Raw genomic sequence first — 13,044 nt, 5'->3', positions numbered from 1 at the left:
GCCGTGCTCGATCGATCCGTGATCGCGCTGGCGGTCGTCGCCATCGCGGCCGCACTCGTGCTCTGGCGCCTGACGACGGGATTCGTGGAGGCCTCGTCCGCGTTCCAGGGCGCGGTCCCGACGAGCGAGGAGCAGCGCGCGGCCGACGTCGCGTTCTTCATGACGTACCTGGTGAGCCCGGCCGCCACCGCCGCATTCGTCGGAGCACTGGTCGGCCTGCCGCTCGTGATCGGGGCTCGCGCGGCGGCGCTGCGGCGCGCCCGGGCCGCCGCGCCCGCCGCGGCCGGCGCGGCGGACGCTACTCCTCGACGACCTCCTTCGGATCGCCCGTAGCGGGCTTGTCGGCGGGCTTGTCCTCGGGCGGCTCCGAGACCCGCACCGTGAGCGCCTTCGGGTCGACCACGAATCGTGCGGCGGTGATCACGCCCATCTCCTCACCGTCGATCTCGAACTCCTGGGGCTCGCCGTCGATGACCACGTCGATCGACTTGCCGCTCGAGTAGACGACCTCGCGCCGCTTGTTGCCGCCGGTGAGGTCGATGAGCTGCCGGCCGAGCGCGGTCTTGCGCAGCACGCGGTTCTCCCACGCGATCTTGCGCCAGACCATGAGCCATCCCCAGAAGTTCCTCGGCTGAAGCCGCACGACGTCGAGCTGGCCGTCGTCGATGGCGGCGTCGGGGATGAGCTCGAGGTTGCCCGGCAGGTATCCGAGGTTCGCGACGAGCACGCTCGCCACGCGCGACCGGTGCGTGCGGCCGTCATCCATGCGATGCGCGACCCGGAACGGCGCCGAGTTCGGGATCGCCCGGATGCCGGCATCGACGTAGGCGAGCCATCCGACCCGCTTCTTCAGGTCGGGGTCGGTGTTCGCGATCATGGCCGCGTCGAAGCCGATGCCGCTCATCACGAGCGACACCTCGGTCTCGGTCTCGCCGTCGGGACGCCGCACACGCGCGCGCAGCACGTCGACCTTGCGGTCGATGCCCGAGAAGGCGAGCGCCACCGCGCCCGGGATGTCGCTGACCGGGATGTCGAGATTGCGCGCGAAGAGGTTGCCCGTGCCGAGCGGGATCAGCCCGACCGGGATCCCGGCGCCCTCGAGGCCCTCGGCGACCGCCCGCACTGTGCCGTCACCGCCCGCCGAGATGAGGAGGTCGACCTTCTCCTCGACCGCGGTGCGGGCCTGGCCGGTGCCGGGGTCCTCCTCGGTGGTCTCGATCCAGAGGCTCGGCCCGAAGCCGTGCTCGGACTCGGCCTCGGACACCGCCGCGCGAAGCTCGTCGACGCCCTGCTTCACCGGATTGAAGATGACCGCGGCGCGCCTGCGCCCGCCGTCGCCATCCGTCCGCTCCTCGCTGCCCGCGTTCATGCGTCGAATCTAGGGCATGCACCCTCGAAGGCAGGTGGGTTGCGCGTCCGGGCTCGGTCGGGCATGGAGCGCACACCCTAGACTTGCTCGAATGATCGACCCCGTACTGCTCCGCGAGAACCCCGACATGGTGAAGCGCTCGCAGGAGGTGCGCGGGGAGTCCGCCGCACTCGTCGACGACGCGGTCGCCGCCGATGCCGCGCGTCGCGCCGCCATCTCATCGTTCGAGACGCTGCGCGCCGAGCAGAACGCGTTCGGCAAGCAGGTCGCCAAGGCTGCGAAGGACGAGAAGGCCGCCCTGGTCGCGCAGGCGCAGGAGCTCGCGGCGAAGGTCAAGCAGGCCAACGCGGATGTCACGGCCGCCGAGGAGGCGTTCACGGCCGCGGTGCAGCGACTCGGCAACGTGGTCATCGACGGCGTGCCCGCCGGTGGCGAGGACGACTTCGACGTGCTGCGCGAGGTGGGCGAGATCCCCGCGTTCGGCTTCGAGCCGCGCGACCACCTCGAGATCGGCGAGCTGCTCGACGCGATCGACATGGCACGCGGCGCCAAGGTGTCGGGCGCGCGGTTCCACTTCCTCAAGGGCGTGGGCGCCCGGCTCGAGCTCGCGCTCATGAACATGGCCCTCGACAAGGCCATCGGCAACGGCTTCACGCCGCTGATCACCCCCACGCTCGTGCGGCCCGAGATCATGCAGGGCACCGGGTTCCTCGGCGCGCATGCCGAGGAGGTCTACCACCTGCCCGCCGACGACCTGTACCTCGTGGGCACGAGCGAGGTCGCACTCGCCGGGTACCACTCCGACGAGATCCTCGACCTCTCCGACGGCCCCATCCGCTACGCGGGCTGGTCGACCTGCTACCGCCGCGAGGCCGGCAGCCACGGCAAGGACACGCGCGGCATCATCCGAGTGCACCAGTTCGACAAGCTCGAGATGTTCTCGTACGTCGATCCCGCCGACGCCGAGGTCGAGCACGAGCGGCTGCTCGCCTGGCAGGAGGAGATGCTGCAGGCGCTCGGCCTCACCTACCGCGTGATCGACGTCGCCGCGGGCGATCTCGGCTCGAGTGCGGCCCGCAAGTACGACGTCGAGGCGTGGGTCCCCACGCAGCAGGCGTACCGCGAGCTCACGTCGACCTCGAACTGCACGACGTTCCAGGCGCGCCGCCTCGACATCCGCTACCGCACCGAGAGCGGGAAGACGGCGCCCGTCGCGACGTTGAACGGCACGCTCGCGACCACGCGCTGGATCGTCGCCATCCTCGAGACGCACCAGCAGGAGGACGGTTCGGTCGTCGTGCCCGAGGCCCTCCGCGGCTACCTGGGCGGCCTCGAGGTGCTCCGCCCGGTCGAGCGATGAGCGAGCGGATGCCGCGGGGCGACGATCGAGCCGGCGCCGACGCCGCCACGGGCGGAGGGTCGCGTCCCGCCCGCGTGTCCGAGTCCGACCGCTGGTTCGTCGCGCTCGACGTCGACGGGACGGTCATGCACGAGGACGAGTCGATCGACCCGCGCGTGGCCGACGCCGTGGCATCCGCCGTCGCCCGAGGCCACCTCGTGACGCTCGCGACCGGGCGCTCGTGGGCGACGACCCGGCCGGTGCTCGAGCACCTCGAACTCGAGCCCGACTACGTCGTGTGCGCGAACGGCGCGATGACCATGCGCCGCGATCCCACGGCGCCCGACGGGTGGGTTCGCGAGCACGTCGAGACGTTCGACGCTTCGCCCGTGCTCCAGCAGATCCGCGAGGAGCTTCCGGGCGGCCGTTTCCTCCTCGAGCTCGAGGACGGCTTCCGGCTCTACACCGAGGGCATGACCGACTGGAACCTCGAGCGCGCCCGCCAGGTCGAGTTCGACGAGCTGCTCGGGCAGCGCGCCATACGGATCGTCGCGACCTCGGTCGACCACGAGCTCGACGAGTTCTTCCGCGTCGTCGAGCAGATGGGGCTGAACCACGTGAGCTACGCGATCGGGTGGACGGCGTGGCTCGACATCGCGCCCGACGGGGTCAACAAGGCGACCGCGCTCGAGCGCGTCCGCGGCTGGATGGGCCTCCCGCTCCAGCGCGTGATCGCCGTGGGCGACGGGCGGAACGACATCGAGATGTTCCACTGGGCACGCGCCGCCGGGCGTGCCGTCGCGATGGGGCAGGCGCCCGCCGAGGTCGTCGGGGCGGCCGCCGAGCGCACCGGCACCATCGACGAGGCGGGCCTCGCGCCCGTGCTCGACTCGCTGCCCTGAGCCACGCCCGCGTCGCGGGACGTTCCTCCCATCTGATCGGGAGCTTCGCGAGTAGGATCGCGCACGGGGGAGGGCGTGATCGGATCGGGATCGGAACCGGACGAAGACGCGCCGGAGGACCACGGCGCGTCGCACGACCATGCATTCGCGGATGCGGTCGAGCAGGGCGACACGACGGAAGGTCCGCTTCCCGAGCCGCTGATGCTGGTGCCGCCGGCGCCGTCGACCGGATCGACCGCCGCGCCCGTGCTCACCGAGGCATCCCTGCCGCCGGCTCGTCACGGCCGTCTCGTGCGCCACGGCACCGGCCGCACGGTCGGGAAGGGCGTGGGCGCCGTCATCGCCGTGCTCGCGCTCAGCGGTGCGGCCATCGGCGGGTTCGCGGTGATCGACGTCGTGCGGGAGATCAAGCCGCCCGTGCAGCTCGAGAGCGAGGAGGTCCTCGAGAACGTCCCCGACATCGGGGCGATGGAGGGCGGGCTCAACTTCCTGCTCGTCGGAAGCGACAAGCGTCCGGCGAGCGGCGCCTTCGGCGATCCCGAGATCGATTCGGCGACGCTCAACGACGTCACGATGCTCCTGCACATCTCAGAGGACCACTCGCACGTCGAGGTGGTCAGCTTCCCGCGGGACATGCTCGTCGACGTGCCCGCCTGCCCGAGCGTCGACGGGTCGGCGGAGGGCTACGGCGAACGGTACGACGTGAAGCTCAACACGATCCTGAAGGACGGCGGGTTCGCGTGCATCGCCTCGACGCTCGAGCGGATGCTCGGCATCACGATCCCGGTCGGCGGGATCGTCGAGTTCGACGGCGTCGCGGCGCTGGCCGAGGCGGTCGGCGGCGTCCCGGTCTGCCTCGTCGACCCGGTGAGCGACCCGTACTCGGGTCTCGACCTCGCGGCCGGCACGCACTCGATCACGGGGTACCAGGCGCTCGCGTTCCTGCGCACGCGTCACGCCGTCGGCGACGGCAGCGACCTCGGGCGCATCTCGATCCAGCAGACGTTCCTCGCATCCCTCGCCCGCACGCTCCAGTCGACCGGCACCCTCGCCAACCCGATCAAGCTGTACTCGATCGCCAAGGCGGTGCTGGCCAACATGACGCTCTCGCAGGGCCTGCGGGATGCGGGCCGGCTGGTCTCGGTCGCGAGGGCGATGCAGGACATCGACCTCGACAAGATCGCGTTCATCCAGTACCCCACGGCGTACACGTGGGACTTCAGCGCCGTCGAGCCCGCGGAGTCCGCGCAGGTCGTGGCGTCGGCGCTGCAGCGGGACGTCGCCGTGGCGTTCAACCCCACCGCCACGGGCAGCGCGTCCTTCGGCACGGTCGAGGCCGGGGTGCCGACCGCGACCCCGAGTCCGACGCCCTCGACGCCGCCCTCGGCCGGCGCGACGCCACTGCCCACGCCCACGACCGCGCCCACTCCGGCGGCCGAGGCGCTGCCGGGCGACGTCACCGGGCAGACGGCGGGCGAGGTCCGGTGCGCCGCGGCGAACTCCGGCTGATCGGCCGTGGGACGCGGGTCGCGTCATCCGGTTCAGGCGCTTCTCAGGCGGAGCGTGCCAGTCTGGCTGGGCTGTGATTCGGTTAGAATCGGGCCTGCCCAGCCCGTCGGCGCGCCGCGGAACCCGCGGACCGCTCGCGTGCCGGGCGAGGAGGGCTGTCCGAGCGGCCGATGGAGCTGGTCTTGAAAACCAGTGGGCAGCAATGCCTCGTGGGTTCGAATCCCACGCCCTCCGCACGGCCCGAGAGATGACGAGAGAGGAGCCGACCGAGTGAGCCGAGCGCCCCAGCCGACTCCCCGATCCGACGACTCCCCGGCGATCGCACGCCACGGGCGGCTCCGCAGCAACGGCGTCTGGACCACCGTCGCCAAGGCCGCCGCATCCGTGCTCGCGGTCGTGCTCGCCTCGGGCACCGCGGTCGCCGCGTACGCCGCATTCGACCTCGCGGCCACCGCGAAGCCCTCGGTCTCGCTCGGCAACGAGTCGGTCCTCGACGGCGTGCCCGACGTGGGCGCGATCGAAGGCGGCGTGAACCTGCTCGTGATCGGCAGCGACAGCCGAGCGGGCCAGGGCGACGGCTTCGGCGACCCGGATGAAGAGACCGCCGTGCTCAACGACGTGAACCTGCTCCTCCACATCTCGGAGGACCACTCGCACGCCGAGGTCGTGAGCTTCCCGCGCGACATGCTCGTCGACGTGCCCGCCGGCTGCACCGACCCCGGTTCGGGCGAGGAACTCTGGGAGCAGTACGACGTCAAGATCAACTCGGTGCTCGCATACGGCGGCATGCCGTGCGTGGTGAAGACGGTCGAGGAACTGACGGGCGTCAGCATCCCGTTCGCCGGCATCGTCCAGTTCATGGGCGCCGCGGCGATCTCCGAGGCGGTCGGCGGCGTGTCGGTCTGCGTGGCCGAGCCGATCGAGGACGAGCACACCGACCTCTACCTCGAGGCCGGCACGCACGAGCTCAAGGGCCTCCAGGCGCTGCAGTTCCTCCGCACGCGCTACGGCGTGGGCGACGGGTCCGACCTCGGCCGGATCTCGAACCAGCAGGTCTTCATGTCGGCGCTCGCGCGCGAGCTGCAGTCCGAGGGCACGCTCACCGACCCGGTGAAGCTGTACTCGATCGCCAAGGCCGCGCTCGACAACATGCAGCTCTCATCGACGCTCACCGACCCTGCCAAGATGGTCTCGATCGCCAAGGCCGCGAAGGACATCGACCTCTCGAAGATCGCGTTCGTGCAGTACCCCACCTCCGAGGTCGACGACTGGGCCGCCGTCGTGCCGACCGATTCGGCCGAGGCCGTCAACCTGGCGCTCCAGCAGGACCTGCCGATGGCCCTCGACCCCACCGCGCTCGACGAGAACAGCTTCGCGTCGGTCGCCGATCCGAACGCCGCGACCGCAGAGCCGACCCCCTCCGAGGAGCCCGTCGACGAGCCCGCCGACGTGCCCGTCGAGACGCCCGCGACCGAGGCACCTGCGCCGACCGAGCAGGCACTGCCGAGCGACGTCACGGGCCAGACCGCGGCCGAGACCCGCTGCTCGGCGGGCCGCACGCTCGCCGACCAGTAGGCGCTGGCCGCGCCATCCGCCGGTCGGGCACGCGTCGCCGCGCCATCCGCTTCACGGGCACGCGGGCGCCGCGCCATCCGATCGCCGGCGCCTCGGCGCTCGATCGCGGCGCCGTTTCAGGAACACGCACGCTGTTCAGGACGCGATCCGGCATCCGAGCCTGAGCAGCCTCCGTTCTCCTGAAACCGCCGAGGTCCGCTCGAATCGTCTTTCGAACGGATGCCGGTTATGATGGCAGTCGCGTTCGCCTTCGGGCGTTCACGAGGAGACGTCGCATAGTCCGGTCGAGTGCACCACCCTGCTAAGGTGGAGTCCCCGTAAGGGGACCGCGGGTTCAAATCCCGCCGTCTCCGCTCTCGAATCGCCGCACCCTCGTGTGTTCGCAGATCTCGTGCCCGCACGCTGCGACCGACGCGAGCGGGACCAAAGCCTCATGGTCCACCGTTCACGCCCCTAGGCTGCCCACCGAGCGAGGCGATTCGGAACTCCGTCTCCGGTTCATCGTGGATGGATCCGGACTCCTCGTGCCAAGGCAGTACGAGGGGGACTTCACCATGGCCGACGAGACCCGCGATCCCGTGATCGGGCCGCCCCTTCCGCCGGAGCGTACGCTGCCGTTCGCGCCGCCGGCATCGGGCAGCATCGCCGGCCGCACGATGCAGGAATCCACGTACAGCCCCAGTCCGCCCGAGCCGCACCTGCCGGCGGACGCGCCGAACGTCCTCATCATCCTCATCGACGACGCGGGCCCGGCTCTGCCGAGCACCCTGGGCGGCGACGTCCGCACGCCGACGCTCGATCGGGTGCGGGCGAACGGTGTCGGCTACAACCGGTTCCACACGACGGCCATGTGCTCGCCCACCCGGGCGTCGCTCCTCACCGGTCGCAACCACCACCGGGTCGGGAACGGCCAGATCGCGGAGCTCGCGAACGACTGGGACGGCTACTCCGGGCACATCCCGAAGAGCAGCGCGACCATGGCGGAGGTGCTGCGGCAGTACGGCTACGCCACCGGCGCGTGGGGCAAGTGGCACAACACGCCCGCCGAGGAGACCACCGTCGCCGGACCGTTCGATCGCTGGCCGACCGGCTACGGGTTCGAGTACTTCTACGGGTTCCTCGCCGGCGAGGCATCCCAGTACGAGCCCAACCTCGTGCGCAACACCACGTCGGTGCTGCCGCCGAAGACGCCCGAGGAGGGGTATCACCTCAGCGAGGACATCGCCGACGACGCGATGGCCTGGCTGCGCAACCACAAGGCCCTCAAGCCCGACCAGCCGTTCTTCATGTACTGGGCGACCGGGGCGCTGCACGGCCCGCACCACATCATGAAGGAGTGGGCCGACAAGTACGCCGGGACCTTCGACGACGGCTGGGACGCATACCGTGAACGCGCCCACGCCGGGGCCAAAGCGACGGGCTGGATCCCCGACGATGCGGAGCTGACCCCGCGGCCCGAGAGCCTCGCGGCGTGGGACGACATCCCCGAGCACCAGAAGCCGTTCCAACGCCGACTGATGGAGGTCGCGGCGGGCTTCGGCGAGCACGCCGATGTGCAGGCGGGCCGGCTCATCGACGAACTCGAGCGCCTCGGCTACGGCGACGACACGATCATCATCTACATCTGGGGCGACAACGGCTCGTCGGGCGAGGGCCAGAACGGCACGATCAGCGAGCTGCTCGCCCAGAACATGATCCCGTCGACGGTCGACCAGCACATCGCCGCGCTCGAGGAGCTGGGCGGACTGGACGCCCTCGGCACGCCCGCCACCGACAACCAGTACCACGCGGCCTGGGCCTGGGCGGGCTCGTCGCCGTACCAGGGGATGAAGCTGCTCGCCTCGCACCTCGGCGGCACGCGCAACCCGATGTTCGTGCAGTGGAACGGCCGCATCGAGCCCGATCCCGTACCGAGGACGCAGTTCCACCACGTCGTCGACGTCGTACCCACGATCTACGAGATCATCGGCATCTCACACCCCGACTCGGTCAACGGCATCCCGCAGGACCCGATCGACGGAATCAGCCTCGCGTACTCGATCGACGATGCGGATGCCGCGGGTCGCCGCCGCACGCAGTACTTCGAGATCATGGGCAGCCGGGCCGTCTACTCCGACGGATGGATGGCCTCGGCGCTCGGCCCGCGCCTGCCATGGGTGCCCGGCGCACCTCCGGGCATCGCGACGTGGACCCCCGACCAAGACCCCTGGGAGCTCTACGACCTCGACCACGACTGGAGCCAGGCGCGAGACCTCGCCGCGGAGCATCCCGAGAAGCTCGCCGAGCTGAAGGAGTTGTTCGCGATCGAGGCGGCGCGCAACGACGCGCTCCCGATCGGCGGCGGACTCTGGGTGCCCGCGCTGCACCCCGAGGACCGGATCAGTCCGCCGTACACGGAGTGGGAACTCAGCGGCGACACCGTGCGCGTGCCGGAGTTCTGCGCTCCGGCGCTCGGCAACCGGCCGAACACGGTGACCATGCAGGTGCACCTCGGCGACCGGGCGAACGGCGTGCTCTACAAGCTCGGCGGGGCCGGCGGCGGGTTGACGTGCTTCTTCGCCGACGGGGTGCTCACCTACGAGTACAACCTGTTCCTGATCCAGCGCACGGTCATCGCGTCGGCATCGGCGGTCCCGGTCGGCGACGTCACGATCGAGGTGCAGACCGACTTCGTCGAGCCGCGGCCCGGCGGCCCCCTCCGGGTCACGCTCCGGGTCGACGGCGCAGAGGCCGCCTCGGGGATCGTGCCGGTCAGTGCTCCGCTGCTGTTCTCGGCGAACGACTGCCTCGACATCGGGCGCGCGTACGGCGGTGCGGTCTCACGGCACTACGCCGACCGCATGCCGTTCGCGTTCGATGGGCGTATCGACCGGGTCCACGTCGCGTACGCGGCTCCGGAAGGAAGGTGACCGGCGCTCAGGTCCAGGGCCCGCGCCATCCGCCCACATCGGCGACGAGATCGTCGGCCGCTGCCGGCCCCCACGTCCCCGGCGCATACGGCTGGATGGGCGACGGGTGGTCGAGGAGTGGCTGCATCACCCGCCAGGCTGCCTCGACGGAGTCCTGGCGGGCGAAGCGGGTCCGGCGGCCTTCCATCGCGGCGTGCAGCAGCACCTCGTACGGGGTCGGCCCTTCGCCGCCCTCGTCGGCGAAGAGCATGTCGAGCGATACCGCGCCGGGCTTCGGTGCATCCGCGCGATGGGCGTTGATCCTGATGCGAACGCCGGTCGTCGGATCGAGCCGGATCACGAGTTGATCGGGCTCGCTGCGCTCGCCGAGCTGGTCGAAGCCGAGCTTCGGTGACGGCTTGAAGACGAGCCGAGCCTCCGTCTGGGTGGTCGGCAGAAGCTTCCCGGTGCGGATGAAGAACGGCACGCCCGACCAGCGCCAGTTCTCGACCTCGAGCCTGAGCGCGCAGAAGGTCTCGGTGGTGGAATCGGCGGCGACACCGTCGATGTCGCGGTACCCGTCGAACTGACCGCGGACGTACCGGCTCGGATCCGCGTCGACGGTCGACCGGAACAGCGCCGTCTGCATGTCCGTGATCGTCTCGATGTCGCCGTGGGAGGGCGCCTCCATCGCGACGGCGGAGAACACCTGCATCAGGTGGTTCACGACGACATCGCGCAGTGCGCCGACCGGGTCGTAGAAGTGACCCCGATCCGAGACGCCGAAGTCCTCCGCCATCGTGATCTGCACGGACTCGACGTAGTTGCGGTTCCACACCGGCTCGAGCATCGTGTTCGCGAACCGCAGGTAGAGGATCTCCTCGAGGCCCATCTTCCCGAGGTAGTGGTCGATCCGGAAGATCTGCGACTCGTCGACGTACCGGTGCAGCTCATCGGCGAGCGCGCGCGCTGACTCGAGGTCGTGGCCGAACGGCTTCTCGATCACGATCCGGGCGTTCGCGGTGAGGCCGGCGACGGAGAGGCCCGAGACGACCTTCGCGAAGAGGCTCGGCGGGGTCTCGAGGTAGAAGACCGGCGTGGTCGCGCTGCCGAGGGCGCCGGCGACGCGAGCGTAGGTGGACTCGTCGGAGAAGTCGCCGTGCACGTAGGCGAGCCGTGCCGCGAGGCGCGCGAAGACCGCTTCGTCGATCTGCTCGCCCGTTCCCGTGATCGACGACCGGGCGCGATCGACGAGCCGGTCGAGCGTCCAGTCGTCGAATGCGACGCCGAGGATCGGGCAGTCGAGCAGCCCTCGCGCTTCCATGCGGTACAGCGACCTGAACGTCATCACCCTCGCCAGGTCGCCGGTGATCCCGAATATCACCAGCACGTCGGCCCTCGCGTCCTCTGCCACGGATCTGCTCCTTCTTCGCGTCGACGTCGGGCCTCAGCCGGAGGTGCCGCCCAGGCGCCACGACGGCCCGCCGTCGCGTTCCTTCGCGGCGCGGCGAGCCAGGTCGAGGACCGGGCTGACGAGCCCCGGACCGTGGTCGAGCTGGGCGTCGAGGTTCATCGCCGCGCTGATCAGCGCGAGATGGCTGAACGCCTGGGGGAAGTTCCCGAGCTGCTCGCCCGTGAGGCCGATCTCCTCGGAGTAGAGGCCGAGGTGATTCGCATAGGTCAGCATCTTCTCGAAGGTCAGCTCGGCCTCCTCGAGGCGTCCCGATCGCGCGAGCGCGTCAACGTACCAGAACGAGCACATCGTGAACGTGCCTTCGGAGCCACGCAGTCCATCGGGCGACGCACTCGGGTTGTATCGGTACACGAGGCTGTCGGAGACCAGTTCCGCGTCCATCGCGCGCAGCGTCGACAACCACATCGGGTCCATCGGCGCGATGAGCCCCATCAGGGGCATGCGCAGCAGCGACGCATCCAGCACGTCCGTGCCCTCGTACTGCACGAACGCGCCGCGATCCGCATCCCAGCTCTTCGCCATGATCTGCTCGTAGATCGCGTCGCGCTGTTCCTGCCATCGCGCGATCGGCGCCGGTCGACCACGCGACTGCGCCAGGCGGATGCCGCGGTCGAGCGCGATCCAGCACATGACCCGCCCGTACGTGAACGGCTTCTGTCCGCCCCGGGTCTCCCAGATCCCCTCCTCGGGCTGGTTCCAGTTGTCGCAGACCCAGTCGAGCATCGCGGCCATGTTCCGCCACGCCACGTTCGCGACCTCGAGGCCGTTCGAGTCGGCGAGGAAGATCGAGTCCATGGCTTCGCCGAAGATGTCGAGCTGCAGTTGGTCTGCCGCGCCGTTGCCGATGCGCACGGGCCTCGATCCCTTGTAGCCGTCCCAGTGCTCGAGGCTCTCCTCGACGAGGTCCGACGACCCGTCGACCCGGTACATGATGTCCAATCTCCCCGAGCGGTCGCGCACGCTCTCGTGGATCCGGTCCATCAACCAGACCCCGAAGGCCGCGGCCTCCTCGGTGTAGCCGAGACCGAGCAACGCATAGACCGAGAACGACGCATCGCGGACCCACGTGTACCGGTAGTCCCAGTTCCGCTCGCCGCCGACCTGTTCCGGAAGCCCTGCCGTCGGCGCGGCGACCAGGGCACCGGTCGGCGCGTACGTCATCAGCTTCAGGGTGATCGCCGAACGCTCGACCATCTCCCGCCATCGCCCCCGGTAGGTGGAACGGCTGGTCCAGTCCTTCCAGTACCGGCTCGTCCCGAGCAGCAGCGCCTCGACCTCGGCGGGTGAGATCCGCTGGGGAGCCGCTCCACCGGTGTCCAGCACGATCCCCGTGGTCTCGCCCGCGTTCAGGGAGCCGGTGATCCGGATGCCCTGGCCGACGCGTTCGATCGTGCCGGCGCGCTCCGTGCCGTGCAGGACGGGGTCGCCGACCCGATGCACCGTGAGCGACTGGTCACCGGCGGTGAAGATGACGCCCGTCCCGTCCTCGCCGGCCCGGATCTCGTGCGCCGTGCGACCGTAGTCGAAGCGCGGCTGGATCTCGCCCTCGAAGGCCATCGTCCCCCGCACCACGCGGAGCATGCGCACGAGTCGGTGCTGGTCGGTCGCCTCCGATCCCAGCACGGGCATGAAGTCGACGACCTCTCCCACGCCGTCCTCGGTCATGAACCGCGTGACGAGGATGGCGGTGTCGGGCAGGTACAGCTGCCGGGTCACGAAGTCGTCGGTGACCGGCCGGATCCGGCAGAACCCTCCGCCTTCCGCGTCGAGCAGCGCTCCGAAGATGCTCGGCGAATCGAACCGCGGAGCGCAGAACCAGTCGATCGTTCCGTTGGTGTCCACCAACGCGGCGGTCTGCAGATCGCCGATCAGGCCATGATCCTCGATGCTCGGGTAGTCACCCATGAGGTCCCCGTCCCCGTTCCCGTCCCCCCGGACGCTCCATCCCCATGCTGGCATGCGAGGTCGCAACGGGGCAGGATTTCCGC

The 13,044-nt window shown here is 70.2% G+C and carries 9 protein-coding genes and 2 tRNA genes; 8 read left to right on the top strand and 3 right to left on the bottom strand.

Annotated features, from left to right (window positions below):
• The first annotated feature begins 3 nt into the window (after positions 1-3).
• Positions 4-333, top strand: coding sequence for a hypothetical protein (locus BLT99_RS13235; RefSeq protein WP_133988393.1), 330 nt, complete (start codon positions 4-6; stop codon positions 331-333).
• Here the strand turns inward: BLT99_RS13235 and BLT99_RS13230 are convergent.
• Positions 299-1,369: a diacylglycerol/lipid kinase family protein gene (locus BLT99_RS13230; protein WP_092673328.1), complete on the bottom strand. Its 1,071-nt coding sequence runs from the start codon at positions 1,367-1,369 to the stop codon at positions 299-301. The genes BLT99_RS13235 and BLT99_RS13230 overlap by 35 nt on opposite strands.
• A gap of 91 nt (positions 1,370-1,460) precedes the next feature.
• On the opposite strand from BLT99_RS13230, the gene serS reads away from it, so the two are divergent.
• From serS to BLT99_RS13195, 7 genes are all read left to right on the top strand, one after another.
• The gene (serS, locus tag BLT99_RS13225) at positions 1,461-2,729 is read left to right on the top strand and encodes a serine--tRNA ligase (protein ID WP_092673325.1); all 1,269 of its coding nucleotides are present in this window, start codon (positions 1,461-1,463) and stop codon (positions 2,727-2,729) included.
• A gap of 8 nt (positions 2,730-2,737) precedes the next feature.
• Positions 2,738-3,610, top strand: coding sequence for an HAD family hydrolase (locus BLT99_RS13220; protein ID WP_172802981.1), 873 nt, complete (start codon positions 2,738-2,740; stop codon positions 3,608-3,610).
• Between the two features lie 75 nt (positions 3,611-3,685).
• A complete protein-coding gene (locus tag BLT99_RS13215; RefSeq protein WP_092673322.1) occupies positions 3,686-5,119 on the top strand; it encodes an LCP family protein in 1,434 nt (477 codons plus the stop codon).
• Positions 5,120-5,268: 149 nt separating this feature from the next.
• Positions 5,269-5,353: transfer RNA gene (locus BLT99_RS13210), tRNA-Ser, on the top strand.
• A 36-nt stretch (positions 5,354-5,389) separates the two neighbouring features.
• Entirely contained in the window at positions 5,390-6,694 is a 1,305-nt protein-coding gene (locus BLT99_RS13205; protein ID WP_092673319.1) for an LCP family glycopolymer transferase, read from the top strand.
• A gap of 264 nt (positions 6,695-6,958) precedes the next feature.
• Positions 6,959-7,047, top strand: a tRNA-Ser gene (locus tag BLT99_RS13200).
• A 201-nt stretch (positions 7,048-7,248) separates the two neighbouring features.
• Complete coding sequence (locus BLT99_RS13195) at positions 7,249-9,603, top strand: arylsulfatase (RefSeq protein ID WP_092673316.1); 2,355 nt, start codon at positions 7,249-7,251, stop codon at positions 9,601-9,603.
• 7 nt (positions 9,604-9,610) lie between these two features.
• On the opposite strand, the gene zwf is transcribed toward BLT99_RS13195, so the two are convergent.
• Positions 9,611-10,996 carry a glucose-6-phosphate dehydrogenase gene (zwf, locus tag BLT99_RS13190; RefSeq protein WP_092673313.1) on the bottom strand — a complete coding sequence of 462 codons (1,386 nt, stop codon included), beginning with the start codon at positions 10,994-10,996 and terminating at the stop codon, positions 9,611-9,613.
• Between the two features lie 33 nt (positions 10,997-11,029).
• A complete protein-coding gene (locus tag BLT99_RS13185) occupies positions 11,030-12,961 on the bottom strand; it encodes a glycoside hydrolase family 15 protein (RefSeq protein WP_092673310.1) in 1,932 nt (643 codons plus the stop codon).
• Positions 12,962-13,044: the final 83 nt, after the last annotated feature.

Origin of the sequence: Agromyces flavus (assembly GCF_900104685.1) — a bacterium.
Classification (GTDB): domain Bacteria; phylum Actinomycetota; class Actinomycetes; order Actinomycetales; family Microbacteriaceae; genus Agromyces; species Agromyces flavus.
The sequence above is the reverse complement of the archived record's forward strand: the minus strand, read 5'-3'. Positions and strand labels throughout refer to the sequence as shown.

Bases quoted from the DNA above. Each gene is read 5' to 3' on its own strand.
- BLT99_RS13220 (WP_172802981.1), top strand. From the start codon at position 2,738: ATGCCGCGGGGCGACGATCGAGCCGGCGCCGACGCCGCCACGGGCGGA.
- BLT99_RS13195 (WP_092673316.1), top strand. From the start codon at position 7,249: ATGGCCGACGAGACCCGCGATCCCGTGATCGGGCCGCCCCTTCCGCCG.
- BLT99_RS13185 (WP_092673310.1), bottom strand. From the start codon at position 12,961: ATGGGTGACTACCCGAGCATCGAGGATCATGGCCTGATCGGCGATCTG.
- serS (WP_092673325.1), top strand. From the start codon at position 1,461: ATGATCGACCCCGTACTGCTCCGCGAGAACCCCGACATGGTGAAGCGC.
- BLT99_RS13230 (WP_092673328.1), bottom strand. From the start codon at position 1,369: ATGAACGCGGGCAGCGAGGAGCGGACGGATGGCGACGGCGGGCGCAGG.